Consider the following 16,326-nt stretch of genomic DNA (forward strand, 5'->3'; position numbering starts at 1 on the left):
TTTCCATGAGTACCTATTACAATATTCTTCCCTTTATATTTTTTAAATATATTTTGCATACATAATACAGCACGCCTTTGCGCTGCATTACTTGATTCCCCGCCTTCGTATGCAAAAGTCCAGTCTTCCCACACCTTCTGAATAGCATCATTAAAATCCTGTACTGGTTCTTTACTTAATAACCTTTCCCGTAAATCTTCTTCCAATTGTATTGATAGTTTATTTGCATTCGCAATTCCTTCAACGGTCTGAATCGCTCTTTCGTATGGGCTAGAAATAACAACATCAATCTTCTCATCTTTTAACAAGCTTGTTATGTTTTGTGCATCTAACCAACCCTTCTCAGATAAAGGACGTTCCCTTTCTTCCTTTGTATATGTAGAGTGAGCGTGCCGCACGAAATATATTGTAGTCATTTATTCAACTTCCTTTCTTAGTTTCAATCAATATTCAATGGAGTAAATAGAAAATCCTGTATCCTTAAAAGAAAAAGACGCTTTCTAATAAGCGCCCTTTGTTTACATAATAAAATTATTTCATTATAACTTTCTTCTGAATTACTCATTTTATCCCTCTTTCCCGCTCCGAACATTTCTGATTTCACACTGTATCGTATGGGAATTTTTCATGAATGTGCCTATTATCAACATAACAAAAAAACATGCTTCATAAAGAGAGCATGTTTTGTGATATTCTTCACATTGTTTAGTTAAAAAATAAACTTTTTACTTACCATGATGTAACATTAAATCACTGAGTTCTTCTTCAATGTGATTTAATTTCGCAACGCCTTCTTTCCATTTATGAATATAACGTGAAACCCCAACGAAAAATAAAACAATAATTGTGGAAAGAATAATACCATACACGATAGCTACAGTACTCATAGTTACACTTCCTTGTAATTAGTTATGTTGTTATTAGTTATATTTTTATTATAAACCTTTTTTTTATAAAAAGCTTTGATTTCAACTTTTTGTAACAAAATTGATTTTTCTAATATTCCGTTCGTGGAAATGGAATATTTTTCACAAAATATACAAAACTTCACCATATGTACTATTACCATGTGAGTTATATTATTAAATAGAATAAAGGGGATGATATACTATGACGACTTGGTTTATTGTAATGTTAGTTGTATTTGGGGCATTTAAAATTATCGTTTCTAGCCTTCCTAACTCTGTTATTGAATCCATTATTAGCAGGTACGAAACACATCCACAACTTGAAGAAGACAATGTTACTGTGACAATCAATGGAAATACCTTAGAAGGCGAAAAGAAATCTCAAATTATTCATGATTTTAATGAAGGTTTATATTTAGATCGTTATTATGCACCACCGCTAAATGAAGGCACTCCTTTAATTATCAATGCAAAACGTGGAAAAAAAGATTTTACCTTTTATATTTATAGTCATGAAGAACATGTCGACGTTGTAAAGCAATATAAAAAGAAGGTAGTTGCTTATAGTTTACGCTCTAAAAACCTTCAAAATAATGATATGTTCGTATCAGCTGATTTAGCTTAATACTCATATATTAGAAAAAGGAATCCATATGTCTACGGATTCCTTTTTCCTATACATGTTAAGTCAATTCTACACATTCCATTGCAAGTGAATATACATTTTTATATCCTGCTATGCTAAGCTTTTTCTGTAATTGATCCGTATCCTCTTTCAAAGCGTGTACTAACACCGTATGTTCTGGTAATAATGTATTTAACATTTCTTTAACATCACTTATATTTTGGTGAACCTTATACGGAACTCGTTCCACTCTACATCCTTTACTTACACGTTCTTTCATCACCTTTTCTGCAAAACTCCCTTTCGCAATATGTCCAGTAAAGATAATGGAATTTCGTTCTTCATGCCGAAGTTGTTCATAATACAACTGTGCTCGTTTCGTTTGCATATTCGCATCACTCATTACAACTATTCCGTAACTATTTTGCATACATATATCATTATCCATAACTATTATGTTTCTTTTTAAACTCTCCAGAACCCGCTCAAGTTTTTCATTATTTTTCAGCCAATCTTTATATATGAACATCTCTTCAAAACCGACCAAAATTTCTTTATCTACTATAAGCGGAAATTCTTTATATCGTTCATATAAATAAAATACTATATCTTGCGCCCTACCAAGCGCGGGCAGTGGTAGTAATGCTATTCCTTTATTTTGCGCAACTCGTTCAATTTCTGCACATAGTTCGTCTAATCTTTCAATTTGCGAAACATCATCAGTGTGGTAAGCGGCATCTACAATTGCGATTTTTATATCGCTTCGTAACTTCTCAGGTAAATTAGCTCGTAGTATATTAGACTCTGCTGAATAATCGCCAGAATAAAATACATATGTATTACACATATCCACTAAAAACCAAACAGCTCCTAATACATGCCCGCTATACCCCCATTGAAACCGCAATGCAGGAGTAATTTGTATCCATTCATTCGGATTACTAATCTCATCAATACATACATAATTTAAATCTTTTATATTTTGGTCGTTATAAGGTACTTTCCACCCTTGCGTCAAATTGTAGTTTCTCCATTTTTCAAAATAAGCTGGTAGTCGCTCCTTCGTATAACGAGTTGTCCAAATTTTTTTCTTATATCCATACTTCGTCAATAAAGGTAAACCCATCGTATGATCTTCATGAATATGTGATAAAAATACCGCATCTAAAAATGGAACAACTTCTCTCTCTATTTTTGGATAACTATCCTCATACGATCGATTAATACCACAATCAAATACTATTTTCGTTTCTTTATTTTTTACCAAATAGCAGGAACGACCGTATTCTCCTGCTCCTCCCCATACTTCTACCCTCATCATGCTACCCCTTTTCGTTTTTGCTCCATATGTTGCAGAAGTAATAAGCACATTGTTGTAAGCCCAACAGAAACAACGGCCATCGCCATTCCTATAGATACTTCCCCTTGTTCAAATTGAGCAAAAATAAACGTTGCTGACGTTTCTACTGACGGAGGTAGTACGAGAAGCGATGCTACTAACTCTCTTATCGAAATCGTAAATGTCATCGCCCATCCAGCAAGAATGCCTGGGATAATAAGAGGCAATATTATTTTTCTAAAAATATAAATATAATTTCCAGAAAAAATACTCCCTGCCTGTATAAGAGAATCATCAATTTGTCCGAGCGATGCTTTTACATACTGCACCGTATAAGGTAAAAAAAGAACAAAATACGTTACGATAACCATGACAGGTGTATTGTAAATTGACATAGGCATATATGGTGAATTCCAAAATAAAATAAGCCCTACAACCATCACTATTCCTGGTACCATATTCGGTAACATACCGCACATATCAAGCCATTTTTCAGAGGGATTTTTCCCCTTTCGAATCATAAGTGCTAAAAAGACTCCAATAATTACAGCAATAACTGCTGTTACGAGTGAAAAAAGAAAACTGTTCCATAAAGCTTCTAACCCTGGGGATCCCATTGTAAACAATGCCTCATAATGGCTTGTTGTAAAGTTATTTAAATGTAAGCCACCGCCTCTTAATTTTGACAAAGAAGCAATAAGTATAGAAAAGTATGGGATTCCAATTGATACTATTAATAAACCAATTACATAAATCCATGCTACACAACGTGTAACTATAGACAAAGTATATCTTTTAGATTTCACGCCTTTTCCACTAACCATTGCATATGAATACTTTCGATTCAATACATTTTGCATATACCAAATGAGCATACAAGCACTAAGTAATAAAGAAGATAATGCTGTTGCACTACTAAAATCAATCGGCCAACTCGAAATAAATTTATGAATCTCTGATGTTAACACATGAAATCCTATTCTACGTCCAAATGTAGCCGGTGTTCCAAATTCAGCAATCGTCTTTACGAAAATGAGTAAAGCACCCATTACATAACTTGATAATAATAACGGTAATATTATCTTTCTTAAACGATAGAAAAATCCACCACCATGAACTGCTGCAGCTTCTTCTTTACTACTCCCAATCTGAAGTAACGTGTTTTTCAACATGAAATAAAGGAATGGGAATAAATGCAGACTCATAATTAAAACCATACCTCCTAAACTAAAAAACGATGATGAAATCGTCTTTAGCATCGGAAAAAATTGTTCAAAATAGCCGTTTGGTTGCATGAACAAAATCCAGCCCATCGATCCAATATACGGCGGCGTCATAAATGGAATCATAAAAACAATGTCCAATTTACTATGCTTTCCAACATCTGTCTTGCTCATAATGAAGGCTAATGGAAATGCAAATATTGTAGCTCCTATTACAACAAGTACACCTAGCAACATCGAATTCAGAAAAATCCCGGCTAATCCACCACTCTGCATGACTTCAAAAGGCTTTGAAAAATTCCAACTGCTATTTTCATATACACTAGAAAATAAAATAAGAAAAAGCGGAATGACGATTAACATCACCACAAGCAACAATGCAACTGTCATTCCAACTTGTCTTACTGATACGAATCGATTTACCATGTAATCACCATCTTATTGAAATACTTTCTTAAATTGTTTTCCTATTTCGTCTTGTTCTTTCTCAACTGTTTTCCAATCAATATTTAATACTGGAATCTCTTCCACATTTGGTCTATTTTCAGCTTTTATATCTGTTCTACCAGGCAATAAATACGCTTTAGAAACTTGTTTTTGTACATCATCTGATAATAAATAATCAATAAACTCTTTTGCACCTTCGACATTTTTACTATCCTTCATAATCCCCGCTGCACGTGGACTAATGACTGTTCCGCTTTTTGGATATACGATATCAACAGGTTCACCCTTTGCTTTTGCACTGTACGCCATATAATCAACACCAGCAATTACCATATCTTTCGCACCTGTTACAACTGGATCTAACGCTTCTTGGTTTGCCCCTGCTACTGTAACTTCATTTTTCTTAAGCCGTTCAAATAACTTCCATCCATCTTGTCCATTCTTTTTCACGTATCCTGTTACAAAGTCTAAAGCCGAACCTGAAAGTGCTGGATCTGGAAGATTCACTTTCCCTTTCCATTCTCCTTTCGTTATATCGCTCCAATCTTCAGGCGCTGTCTTCACATTTTTTGTGTTGTACACAATTCCTAATGCTGAAGCACTATACCCGAAATAATGTCCTTTATCATCCGACCATTCTGGACGAAGCTTATCAGCTTGTTTCGCTTCTTTATAAGCTAACGTTTGACCATCTTTCTTTAATCCTTCCATCGCTGGTAAAGAAGCGAGTACGACAACGTCAACGACTGGATTTTTCTTTTCAGCTTCCATTCTCGCTAAAATCTTACCAGTTGTTCCTTGAAACATTTCCACTTTTATACCGCTTTTCTTTTCAAAGTCCTTTTGAATTTTTTCTGCTAATCCTTTTGGCCCTGCACTATATACAACAATTTTCTTTTCATTAGAATTTTTACTTTTTGCATCTGCATTACCTGTCTTTGAACTACAACCTGTTACTACAGCAGAAAATAGTAAAGTGCATACAAATAAAGACTTAAGCGAACTGAATTTCTTCATACGATTCTCCCCCTATATGATGAATACATTTTTTTGGTACATATAACGATACCGGTTTACCGACGCTTATCTTACTATTGTGATAAGCTGTCCATACACCGAGCGCCCCCATGTTTACTTTCACTTCATAACGTTCTCCTACATATGTAACGTGCTGAATTTCACCTGTATACATGTCGCACACGTCATTTTTTGTCCAGCTCACGTGCTCTGGACGAATCATTTTTTTATTCTCTACAAGCCAATTTGCTTTACCAACAAACTTTGCAACAAATTCATGAGACGGTTTCACATAAATATCTTCCGGTGTTCCTTTTTGTAATACTTCTCCTTGTTTCATAACAATAATTTGATCTGACATTGACATAGCTTCTGTTTGATCGTGCGTTACGTACAATGTCGTTAAACCGATGGAATGAACGATATCCATAAGTTCTATTCGCATTTCTTCTCGTAAAATTGCATCGAGTGCACTTAGCGGTTCATCAAACAAAATAAAATGAGGTTTTGTAACAATTGCTCTAGCAAATGCGACACGTTGCTGCTGTCCACCAGAGAGTTCGTGTGGATATCTTTTCTCCATACCTTGCAGGCGAACTCGTTTTATCGCATCTTCTACCTTTTCGCGTAAATGATTCGTTTGCTTTGTAGCCCTTAAACCAAATGCAACATTTTCAAAAACAGTCATATGCGGCCATAAAGCAAAATCTTGAAATACCATACCGATATTCCGTTCATGAGGAGATGTTTTTATCTTTTTAACAGAAGAATACATGCACTTATCTCCAAAATATATTTCTCCTTTATCTGGTTCTTCAAGTCCTGCAATCATTCTAAGCAAAGTCGTTTTCCCGCATCCCGAAGGTCCTAAAAGTGTGGTAAACTCTCCTTTTTTCATTACAATTTGTAACGGTTTTAACGCCTGCATTTCTCCAAATGTCTTTTCTAATCCATGAATTTTAATATCCATCGTTTCACCTCTCTCCCCTCATTCTTAACCTGCTTTCATTCTATATGGAAGATTTATACTGAATGTTAATGTACTGTAAAGATTAAATTAAAAAATCTCTAATAAACTATTTATTTCTATAGATTTTTTCTATAGTTAGAAGAAAAAGGGGCCCACTTATCATGAATCTCTTAAAATTAGAAGTTGTAGTGCTTATTAAGAAATACAAAAAACTTACGATTGTCGCAGAAAAACTTGGCGTTAAACAACCTACTATTACATTTCATATAAAAAGCTTAGAAGAAGAACTCGGTGTATCTTTATTTGAATTACGTTCTGGAAGATATTTCTTAACAGAGGCTGGTGAGGCATTGCATCATTATGCTTGTAAAATTGATGCGCTTATGAAAGAAGCTAGGCGGGTCACACAAGAGTTTAAAGATTTTCATAAAGGTGCTATAACAATTGGTGCTAGTTATGTACCAGCAACTTATCTTTTACCAGAAGTTGTTCACCAATTTCAATGCGAATTTCCAAATATAAAAATAACACTCATGGTAAAAACTGCGCCTGAAATTCGAACGATGCTACAAAATCATGAAATTGATCTCGGGGTAATTTCTGCGGCGCCGTTTGATGAACCCCCTTTAAAACAAACGAATATAATGCCTGATACACTTGTTCTTGCCTTTGCCAAAGAACATCATTTTTCAAAAAAAGAAAATGTATCATTACAAGACATCGAGAAGGAGCGTATATTATTGCATCGTAACCCATCTACAACGAGAGATTTACTTACACAATGGACGTTAGTACATAATATTACATTCCAATCTGAAATTGAATTAGATTCATTAGAAACGATGAAACAAATTTTAAAATATGGTAATGGTGTCGCCTTTATTTCTAAACTTGCTATTGAACAAGAAGTACAGCGAAATGAGCTATGCTATATACCGATCCCTGATTTTGAATTTCAGCGTAATATTTACACCATTCATCATGAGGACAGGTGGAATTCTAAAATAATTTCTTTTTTATTACATAGCATTACTTCTTTTGCAGAAAAAAATTAAAAGGCTGTCGTTATACACGACAGCCTTTTAAACTATAACTCTATTTATTTTTCTTTTCCTCAATTTTTACTTGTGCCTCTTCAGCCTTATTTAATGCTTCTGAAACTTTTTTCTCTTTTTCTTTCACTTCATCTATACTATCGACAGCTTTAATAAGTTTATCGATTCCTTCTTCATTTACTTTTTTTCGTTTCGCTATTCTTTCATTTACTTTCTCTTCAACATCTTTTGCTTTTTGAAGCATATTTTCTGTATTTGATGTCACAGCTTTTTCAAGTGCATCGTCTTTTTTCTTTTGCAACACTTCATTTGCAATGTCTTTCGTTTCTAAATACTTACCGTCTTTTAATGCTGTCGCACCGTGATCTAGTAACTGAGCGACTTCTTTATATGATTTCGCTTCATTTCCTGATTTTTCTTTTTCCGCTTTTTCAAACCACATTGTTGCATCACTATATTTTTCATTTTTCAATGATTGCATACCTGTTTCAATATACGTGTCATAATTACTACATCCAGTCATTACGACTAACAGAAAAAGCATAACAAAACTTAATTTTTTCATGATGTTTTCTCCTTTTCTTTGCCTGCTCACTTTACTGTAACATACATGAAAAGGAGTTTCAAAAACTAAAATACTAATTTGGTCATTTTTATATTGTTAAAATTTTCTTTTAAGCCGATACATCCACTTGTTTTTTCGCCATATGCTGCTTTACTCCAACTAATACAACTAACAATAATCCTCCACCTAATGTCATCATAACAATGCTAGTTGGCAACATATCTAATAATAATCCATATACAATCATACCGAGCGGCGCGATTGCAGTAGCAATTGTTTCAAGTAGGCCAAACACACGCCCTAAATAGCTCGGATCTGTCGTCTTTTGCATATGTACTTGCATCGGAATATTTACTATCATCATTGAAATACCCGTTAAAAGCATAAACACGCTATAGTAAATGAAGCTTGCTACTTTCGGAATGCTAACTAACAATGGGAAAACTGTACATAAACTCAAACCGGCAAATAAAAACAGCCCGATATAAATAGAACGAAACAGATTATTCACTTCTTTACGTACTGATAAAACGATCGCACCAATTAGCATTCCGACTGCTAACATTCCCTCTACAGTACCGAGTTGCTTTGAAGATAAATGCAATGTTTGGACGATAATGTATGGAAGTGCAACGGTTAACCCACACGCAAAAAAGTTTACCCACAGTGCTATTTTCATTAAACCATATATTTCATGCTGTCGTTTTATATATAAAAAACCTTCTTTTATACTCGTCAAGAAATGCTCTTTACTCTCAGCCACTTCTTTTTTATATAAATCAAATACGATAAATAATTGCACAATAACTGCTAAAAAGAATGTAATGCTATTTAGCAGGAAAAACGATTTAATTGAAAAGAAACCAAATACAACTCCACCAATAATCGGCGCTAAAATATTCGATAAAGATGCTGCCGTTTGGTTCAAAGCACTCGCTTTTTGAATACGCCCCTCATCTACTAAATTAGGAATAGACGAAGTTAATGCTACAGAATAAAAACTTGCACAAATTGATAATAATGCTGCTGAAACATAAATAAACAGAAGTGACGGCCCAAAAGTAGTCGCAAGAATAAACATAATAAGCATCGTTAAACTACTTAATAAATCTGTGCCAATGACAAGCCATCTTCGATTGACGCGGTCAGCTACAGCACCTGCAATTGGTCCACAGATCATCCTTGGAAGTGATCCGCAAATAAGCGTAGTTGCAAACCCCATTCCTGATCCCGTTGTCTTTAATACATATAATCCCATTGCAAACGTATAAATACCCGCACCTAATAAAGACGTCATTTTTCCGATCATCATCAAAATGATATTTCTCGTTGCAACTTTCATTTTTGAATCATTTTGACTTATACTTACATCTCCCATTTTGACACTCTCCCCTTAAAAGTTAAATTGTGTTAAACTTATTATATAATCAACTTTCCAATTTTTACAACAAAAAGTTTAATTGTATTTAACTTTTTTAATTATAAAGGAGCAATAATATGGCAACTCTCGGCGGAAAAATTAAAGCATTACGAAAAGAAAAAAAACTTACACAAACAGAACTAGCTGGCTCAGAACTGACAAAAAGTATGTTAAGTCAAATTGAGAATGGAAAAGCTACACCCTCCATGAAAACATTACAATATATCGCTGATAAACTTGAATGCGAAACGAGTTTTTTATTAGAAGAAGATGATGGAGAAATAGTAGAACTCATTACACAAATGGAGCAACTCATAAAGGAAAATAAATGTGATGAAGTATATGACTCTTTACTACCTATCGTTCAAAAAGAGATGCCTCTTACTTTAAATACCGCTCGTTTATATAAACAATTTGTAACTGCTGCTGCTATCATGAAAGATTACAATATTGAGTCTTACGTTGAAAAAGCTACCTCTATATTTGAAAAATATACTTTATACCGGGACAGTACTGAAACAAAATTAACCTTTTCATACGCGCTATTCACACGTAAAAAGTATGAGGAGTGTTTACAGCTAATTGCTAGCATTCGAGATGATTATGAAGCGAAACATTTAGAAATGGATCTTATTATACACATTCAATTATATTTAAAAGAGGCCATCATTTTACTAGCATGTGGCGATTATGAAAAATGTGAAAAAACGATATTAGAGGCACTCGCGTTTTCAAAAAAACATCAAGTGTATTATAAAACAGATGAATTTTACCGCATTTTATCTTATCAAAAAGTCATCATGGCTGATAAAGAACAATATTTACACTACATAAAAAAATCTGAGCAATTCGCTATTTTTACTGAAGACACTTTATCAATCGCAACTGTAGATATATTAAAAGCATATTACTACAACACAATTACTAATGAATATACAATTGCATTAGAACATCTAGAACAATTTCGAGAAAAACTAAAAGATGAGCCAATTTTTCAAGATGATGGATTGTATTGTCTTGAAAAAGGAAAATCTTTGTACGGATTAAAAGAATATGAGGAAGCCCTAAAAACTTTACAACGTGCTAACATTCCTGATTATATGACGCATCCACTTGATCAATCGTGGCTTACAACAGCAGGTGCATATCGTGCCCTTTGTTATGTAAAACTTAACGATAAAAAAAGGGCCCTGGAGGAAGCTACAGAAGCCGCTCAAAAGATAAAATCCTATCCGAATTCCATCTTTTCTTCTTTTGTTAAAGAAACATTACAAATAATACAAAAACTTTAAGAATGTCTCGAAATGGTATATTATTCCTCTTTTTTAGCAAAGATAATAATGATGGGAGGAATATAAATGAATATACAACGCGCAAAAGAGCTTTCTGTGTCAGCGGAACAAGCTAATGTCAATTTTCAAGGCATGCCTGTTACGATTCAACACGTCGACGAAAGCAACGAAACCGCCCGCATATATGAAGTTAAAAACCCAGGACGCGAATTAACGGTTCCAGTTAATAGCTTAGAGGAAATATAAGCAATGCCACTTCAAGTTTTTGAAGTGGCATTTTTCTTAATTTAGATTACTTAATATGAATTCCTTCTATCTCCGTTTTACAACAGCTAAAAAAATAAGAATCTTCTACTTCTTTTCTTTTTTTAACCTGCTAAAATACAAACTATGAATTAATTATTCGCACTATACATTAAGGGGGAAAGATAATGAAATATGATTTAGAAAAAAACAAGCCTTATTATGCAGTTATATTCACTTCTAACCTATCAAATGATACAACAGACTATAGTACCGTTGCCGAAAAAATGGTAGACCTGGCGAAACAGCAACCTGGATTTTTAGGTGTCGAAAGCGCACGTGATAATTCGGGACTCGGAATTACAATTTCTTATTGGGAGTCACTTGAAGCAATTGAAAATTGGAAAAATAACGCCTTACATAAAGAAGCGAAAAAAAGAGGCCGTGAGCAATGGTATGAAAACTTCCACCTGCGTATCTGCCTTGTAGAGAAAGAATATAAGTTTCAGGGAGAGATTTTGTAACTGTGAAGAAAAAATTAGCTCTCGTTGTTGTTCATGAAATATACGGTGTAAATGATCATATGCAGCACGTTATAGACCGCTTCACTTCATCTCATATAGATGTATTTTGTCCTAACCTTCTACAATCACAACATGCATTTCATTATAGTGATGAAGAAAAAGCATATAAGCACTTTATGAATCACATTGGATTTGATGGTGGGAAAGAGCAAATTGAGGAACTCATTAATAGCCTTTCCAATAGTTACACACATATTGGACTTATCGGCTTTAGCGTTGGAGCTACCATCTCATGGCTATGTAGTAACAATCCAAAACTAGATTTTATCGTTGGATGTTACGGTTCACGTATACGCGACTATGTTCACATGAAACCTGCGTGTGCTACATTACTTATTTTCCCTGAACAAGAAGCTGGTTTTTCAGTATCCTCCTTAATGAAAACATTGCAGCAACAAAGTAATCCGCTATTAGAAATAAAACAACTACATGGCGAACATGGATTTTTAAATCCATACGCAGTAACATATAACGAACAATCTACAAAGCAAGTATACAAAGTAATAGATTCGTTTCTTATGAAAACTATGTTGTAAAGGAGTTTCATATGCCACTAACATTACTATTGCTCATATTCATAATAATTCCCTTCATTTCAGCATTAGCTCTCATTTTTATGACAGTTAAAAAAGGAACTTTTTTAAAACGACCATACTTACAATCATTCATCGTATGTGCTCTATTTTTTTCGAATTGGATATTATATTTAACAAATTTTTATTCATTACTACCTGAGAAAGTTAGTCGTTTTATATTTCTACCTATTTGGTTTTTCCTTTGCGTTTTAGGCTTTATCGTTTTCGCACGCGAATGGAAAAACAATCGTGTTTTCTCCGTATCTATCGGTTTTCTTTCTTTTATTAGTTTTCTATTTGGATTATTGTTGTTAGTTCTTTCGGGAATGTAAATATGAAGTTCCCCCGAAAACCTAGCCACTTTATTTCATTAACACCTTTGACCTGAGCTTGGTATTATACCACGCTCAGGTCATTTAATTTCTCCTTAATTCTTATGTAATTATAATATCTCATCTATTTGGCGCACTCTTCTTGAAATCATTCCACATTCTTTTAAACATAGAAATTCAAAATTCATAGTACTAAAGAATTGCTTTGCTACTACATCCTCCTAACAATATACTTTTTGAAATCATATGTTCATGATTCCCATATAACAACACCAACCTTAACCAATTCATTAATCATTTTTAAAACAATTGAACTGTTTTGTCTTAAACAGATTGAAATTAAATAGCATTTTCTTAATGATTGTAAAACCAATGTAAAAATTATAAATCCTTATAACTTATTATTTACATATTGGATAAAACAGATTATTCTCTTCATTGAGAAGTCCTCTCAACAAAAAAAGTTAATGTGGAGGAAAACATGAAACAAAATTTTTTCTATTATTACAGCTTTAACTTTAGTGACATGTTTCGCTATACCAACATTAGCAGCATCTAGTAGTTACAGTTTTAAAATGGACTATCGTGTGGTGGATGGTAGTAAAAACAAACAGTTCCACACACTTTCTAAAGGAAGTGTATATATCAATGGGAGTGCATATGTATATTCCTGATGGAGGAGCGATGGGACCTTACGATGTGAAATATACTCTGTACAGATCTGCATGGGGTTCGGATCCTAGTTATGGAACGGTTAATGGCGGCATAAATAAATCTTTCTCTGGTGCATACAACGTTGATACAAATTCAAACGACTACTACTTATTTATTTGGAAAACAAATGACGATGGACAGAATGTAAAAGGGAACGGAAAAATATCTAATTAAAATATTGCTACTAAACTATGAAAATAAGAGGGATTTTAAACATGCTAATTGACTTTGATGGTTTTATTCTTATTGGAGCATTTATTATATGGTTATTTTTACTCCTCTTTTTTAAGTTACAACTAAAAAAGAGGAACATGTACTTACTATTTTTTTCAATATTTTATTTGTACCTTTGTGTAGTACTTAATTATACCCAATTCCCGATTATTATAGATGAAAATATGAAAAAAGAAATTGGAAAAAATGTTTGGAGAGATGCTAATTTTATACCATTCAACACGGAGCATTTCGCTATAACAACATCATTACTTAATATACTACTAACAATTCCTTTTGGCTTTGGTTTTCCTTACATAAAAAAGACGAATTTCAAACAAGTTGTTTTATTAGGAATCCTCTTAGGGTTCTTGTTAGAAAATCTACAACTTTTATCAGCACTTTATGCCGGATTCACTTTTCGATATGTCGATATAAACGATGTAATTTTTAACTGTATGGGTGTCATTTTAGGGTATGGTATATCAAAAGGCTTTACCCTTGTGTATAGAACATTTATACACAAATTTGATATTAAATTGAATTCCTTTTTAAGATATATTTATGAAACGAACAATTCCTCAACATGACTTCCCTTTTACATTAGCATGTTCTATAACGTTTTATAGAACATTATAAAGCAAGAAAAATAGAAGAAAGAAAAGCCTACATTCAACTTTTCTTCCTTCTATTTTTACCTTTAGATTTTATTGTCATAGTTTCACAAGGTGTATAATAAATTTGAGGTGTCGCCTTATCAACAACCATCATAAACGTAATAAAACCGATAATAAAGAAAATGAATACCGTTAACAAAATTGCTCCTATCGTTAAAAGTATCATAACACCACCCCTATATATTTCATGTTATTACACCTTTCGCTATTATATAAGCGTAATCCTTTTTAGAAAAATAAACGTAACAAAATAATCACAATGACTCCTGTTAATACTGTTCCTAATAAACTACGAGTATATATCGCTACGAAAAATGTCGGAATTGCCGCAATGATATAATCCCACTGCACTGTCTCGTGCATAAATAATACTTGCGCTAAAAGTGCTGCTAATATCGCAATCGGTATGTAATTTAACCATTTTAAGCCCCAATCCGGAATTTGCAGTTTACTAAATACGAGAAGTGGTAATATACGTGGCACGAGTGTGACTGCTCCTGCCGCTAGTAAAAGTAATAATACGTCTAATCTCATTTCCATTTTTCAATCACCACTCCAATCGTTGCAGCTAATAGTGTTGCAATAATAACTGCTATACTATCTGGCATAAATAAGTGTGAAACGTATGCGATAATAATCGCTACAATTGCAACTGTAAGATGAATTGCTAGTTTCGGTTTGCTACTTATAAGCTGAAGAACAAATAGTCCGATAAACATTGCTGGTAGTGCATAATCCATCCCGTACGTATGAGGATCTGGTATCCATTCACCAAAGAGTCCGCCGATAATTGTAGCGATAATCCAATTTAAATATGCTGTTACGTTTAGTCCTAGCATCCACCTTTCACCTAAATAACCTTTTTGCGCTGCGTGCTGCACTGCAACACCGAAAGTTTCATCTGTAATCTGTGAACCGATGATTAAGTTTTTAAATAGCGGAATTTTCGTAAAGTACGGTGCAAGCGCTGCACTCATTAATAAATGACGTAAATTAACAAAAAACACGGTAAAAATAATTGCGGAAGCAGGAGCACCAGCTGCATACATACCAGCTAATATAAATTGAGCAGAACCAGCATAAATTAAAGTGGACATAAACGCAATTTCAATTATGGAGAAACCAGCTGTTTTCGCAATAACACCAGCTGCTATACCAATACTCAAATATCCAAATACAGTTGGTAAACAATCTTTTACTCCTTGTTGAAATGTATCATCGCTCTGCAATGTCATATGTGCCTGAGCTTTACTCACCATTATCTCCCTCCATTTCTTCCATACTACGTTTTCCTGTTACGACATGAACTAAATCTATATTTTCACGCCATAACGTATCTAATTTATCCGCACCAAATTCTTTCGTGATTTCTTCGACCATAATATCGTGCCGCACATACTCTGTAGCAACGAGAACTAAAGCTGGATCATATGTTGTAACGGCCCATGAAGTGCTATCATTTGAAAAGTTAGCAATTAATACTTCTTCTCCATCACGCGCGATAACAGTTAAATGACCACCCATCCTCTTTTCAACAACGTGGGGCGTCATATAGTTATGATGAAACGTAGTTCCTATTTTTGTTTCTGGAGCACCAAATAAAATTGAAAATATATGTATTCCTTCCGCTTCCTTTTTATGAATAAGCGGTTCAATCTCATGCACTTGATCTTCCCATACAGAAATCCATAACTCTTCCTCTGCTCTATTAATTATATTGCATATTTCTTTCAAAACACGATCATTTGAGCGAATATGCGAAATTACATCTATTTGTCGCTCTTGTTCTAAACAATTTAATTTCGCATTTAAAAATTCAAAAGACTTTTCAAAGTCTTTTCGCATTCGATTCATTAATTCCGTAGCTGGTACTGGTACATATTTCACTGGTTCGGAAGGAACTAGATGCACTGCGCCTTTATCCATCAACTTACCGAGTACTTCATAAACCATCGAACGAGGTACGCCTGTTTGTTTACTCACTTCATAGCCAGTTGCTGGATAATGTTTTAACAAACCTATATAAGCTTTACATTCATACTGAGAAAACCCTAGTTTTTGTAATTCTTTTATGATTTCATCCAACAGTAATTCCTCACAATCTATATAGCTCTTATTCTTTTTTAT

At 33.8% G+C, this 16,326-nt stretch carries 20 protein-coding genes and 1 pseudogene; 9 read left to right on the plus strand and 12 right to left on the minus strand.

The features are described 5' to 3' along the window. Together KI356_RS19420 and KI356_RS19425 are read right to left on the minus strand one after the other, a co-directional pair. Nucleotides 1-416, minus strand: a 416-nt coding sequence (locus KI356_RS19420; RefSeq protein ID WP_212936172.1) for a histidine phosphatase family protein, incomplete at its 3' end; no start/stop codon positions are given. 309 nt (nucleotides 417-725) lie between these two features. Continuing rightward, nucleotides 726-887, minus strand: coding sequence for a hypothetical protein (locus KI356_RS19425; protein WP_000108701.1), 162 nt, complete (start codon nucleotides 885-887; stop codon nucleotides 726-728). A gap of 223 nt (nucleotides 888-1,110) precedes the next feature. Between KI356_RS19425 and KI356_RS19430 the strand changes: the two genes are divergently transcribed. Then, nucleotides 1,111-1,533 (plus strand): YfmQ family protein, encoded by a 423-nt coding sequence (locus KI356_RS19430; protein WP_212936173.1) that lies wholly within the window; start codon nucleotides 1,111-1,113, stop codon nucleotides 1,531-1,533. A 58-nt stretch (nucleotides 1,534-1,591) separates the two neighbouring features. Here KI356_RS19430 and KI356_RS19435 read toward each other — a convergent pair whose 3' ends face one another. From KI356_RS19435 to KI356_RS19450, 4 genes are read right to left on the minus strand one after another with little or no spacing between them, the layout of a single operon-like run. Beyond that, entirely contained in the window at nucleotides 1,592-2,854 is a 1,263-nt protein-coding gene (locus KI356_RS19435) for an MBL fold metallo-hydrolase (protein ID WP_212936174.1), read from the minus strand. Beyond that, nucleotides 2,851-4,521 carry an ABC transporter permease gene (locus tag KI356_RS19440; protein WP_212936175.1) on the minus strand — a complete coding sequence of 557 codons (1,671 nt, stop codon included), beginning with the start codon at nucleotides 4,519-4,521 and terminating at the stop codon, nucleotides 2,851-2,853. Before KI356_RS19440 ends, KI356_RS19435 begins: the two co-directional genes overlap by 4 nt. A gap of 12 nt (nucleotides 4,522-4,533) precedes the next feature. Continuing rightward, nucleotides 4,534-5,559 carry an ABC transporter substrate-binding protein gene (locus tag KI356_RS19445; RefSeq protein ID WP_212936176.1) on the minus strand — a complete coding sequence of 342 codons (1,026 nt, stop codon included), beginning with the start codon at nucleotides 5,557-5,559 and terminating at the stop codon, nucleotides 4,534-4,536. Further along, entirely contained in the window at nucleotides 5,537-6,529 is a 993-nt protein-coding gene (locus tag KI356_RS19450; RefSeq protein WP_212936177.1) for an ABC transporter ATP-binding protein, read from the minus strand. Before KI356_RS19450 ends, KI356_RS19445 begins: the two co-directional genes overlap by 23 nt. Before the next feature lie 161 nt (nucleotides 6,530-6,690). Between KI356_RS19450 and KI356_RS19455 the strand changes: the two genes are divergently transcribed. Further along, nucleotides 6,691-7,584 (plus strand): LysR substrate-binding domain-containing protein, encoded by an 894-nt coding sequence (locus KI356_RS19455; protein WP_212936178.1) that lies wholly within the window; start codon nucleotides 6,691-6,693, stop codon nucleotides 7,582-7,584. 40 nt (nucleotides 7,585-7,624) lie between these two features. On the opposite strand, the gene KI356_RS19460 is transcribed toward KI356_RS19455, so the two are convergent. Further along, nucleotides 7,625-8,149, minus strand: coding sequence for a COG3014 family protein (locus KI356_RS19460; RefSeq protein WP_212936179.1), 525 nt, complete (start codon nucleotides 8,147-8,149; stop codon nucleotides 7,625-7,627). A 109-nt stretch (nucleotides 8,150-8,258) separates the two neighbouring features. Next, nucleotides 8,259-9,527, minus strand: a complete 1,269-nt coding sequence (locus KI356_RS19465) for an MFS transporter (RefSeq protein WP_212936180.1) — start codon at nucleotides 9,525-9,527, stop codon at nucleotides 8,259-8,261. Between the two features lie 119 nt (nucleotides 9,528-9,646). On the opposite strand from KI356_RS19465, the gene KI356_RS19470 reads away from it, so the two are divergent. The 7 genes and pseudogenes from KI356_RS19470 to KI356_RS19500 all read left to right on the plus strand — a co-directional run bounded on the left by KI356_RS19470 (nucleotide 9,647) and on the right by KI356_RS19500 (nucleotide 14,112). Next, on the plus strand, nucleotides 9,647-10,861 hold the full coding sequence (locus KI356_RS19470) for a helix-turn-helix domain-containing protein (protein WP_212936181.1): 1,215 nt from the start codon (nucleotides 9,647-9,649) through the stop codon (nucleotides 10,859-10,861). Between the two features lie 66 nt (nucleotides 10,862-10,927). Continuing rightward, entirely contained in the window at nucleotides 10,928-11,107 is a 180-nt protein-coding gene (locus KI356_RS19475) for an H-type small acid-soluble spore protein (protein ID WP_002202503.1), read from the plus strand. Nucleotides 11,108-11,292: 185 nt separating this feature from the next. Further along, entirely contained in the window at nucleotides 11,293-11,628 is a 336-nt protein-coding gene (locus tag KI356_RS19480; RefSeq protein WP_212936182.1) for an antibiotic biosynthesis monooxygenase family protein, read from the plus strand. A 2-nt stretch (nucleotides 11,629-11,630) separates the two neighbouring features. Continuing rightward, nucleotides 11,631-12,224, plus strand: a complete 594-nt coding sequence (locus tag KI356_RS19485) for a dienelactone hydrolase family protein (protein ID WP_212936183.1) — start codon at nucleotides 11,631-11,633, stop codon at nucleotides 12,222-12,224. Nucleotides 12,225-12,235: 11 nt separating this feature from the next. Next, nucleotides 12,236-12,595, plus strand: coding sequence for a hypothetical protein (locus tag KI356_RS19490; protein WP_128281532.1), 360 nt, complete (start codon nucleotides 12,236-12,238; stop codon nucleotides 12,593-12,595). Between the two features lie 491 nt (nucleotides 12,596-13,086). Next, a pseudogene (locus tag KI356_RS28505) lies at nucleotides 13,087-13,483 on the plus strand (hypothetical protein). A 41-nt stretch (nucleotides 13,484-13,524) separates the two neighbouring features. Continuing rightward, nucleotides 13,525-14,112 carry a VanZ family protein gene (locus tag KI356_RS19500; RefSeq protein WP_212936184.1) on the plus strand — a complete coding sequence of 196 codons (588 nt, stop codon included), beginning with the start codon at nucleotides 13,525-13,527 and terminating at the stop codon, nucleotides 14,110-14,112. Nucleotides 14,113-14,194: 82 nt separating this feature from the next. On the opposite strand, the gene KI356_RS19505 is transcribed toward KI356_RS19500, so the two are convergent. The 4 genes from KI356_RS19505 to KI356_RS19520 form a co-directional block, all read right to left on the minus strand. Continuing rightward, the gene (locus tag KI356_RS19505) at nucleotides 14,195-14,365 is read right to left on the minus strand and encodes a DUF3951 domain-containing protein (RefSeq protein WP_002118031.1); all 171 of its coding nucleotides are present in this window, start codon (nucleotides 14,363-14,365) and stop codon (nucleotides 14,195-14,197) included. Nucleotides 14,366-14,427: 62 nt separating this feature from the next. Continuing rightward, on the minus strand, nucleotides 14,428-14,739 hold the full coding sequence (locus KI356_RS19510; protein ID WP_070141625.1) for an AzlD domain-containing protein: 312 nt from the start codon (nucleotides 14,737-14,739) through the stop codon (nucleotides 14,428-14,430). Beyond that, nucleotides 14,730-15,458 carry an AzlC family ABC transporter permease gene (locus tag KI356_RS19515; protein ID WP_128281534.1) on the minus strand — a complete coding sequence of 243 codons (729 nt, stop codon included), beginning with the start codon at nucleotides 15,456-15,458 and terminating at the stop codon, nucleotides 14,730-14,732. Before KI356_RS19515 ends, KI356_RS19510 begins: the two co-directional genes overlap by 10 nt. After that, nucleotides 15,448-16,284, minus strand: a complete 837-nt coding sequence (locus KI356_RS19520; RefSeq protein WP_212936185.1) for a TrmB family transcriptional regulator — start codon at nucleotides 16,282-16,284, stop codon at nucleotides 15,448-15,450. Before KI356_RS19520 ends, KI356_RS19515 begins: the two co-directional genes overlap by 11 nt. Between the last annotated feature and the right edge of the window lie 42 nt (nucleotides 16,285-16,326).

Source organism: Bacillus hominis, assembly GCF_018332515.1.
GTDB classification, from domain to species: domain Bacteria; phylum Bacillota; class Bacilli; order Bacillales; family Bacillaceae_G; genus Bacillus_A; species Bacillus_A hominis.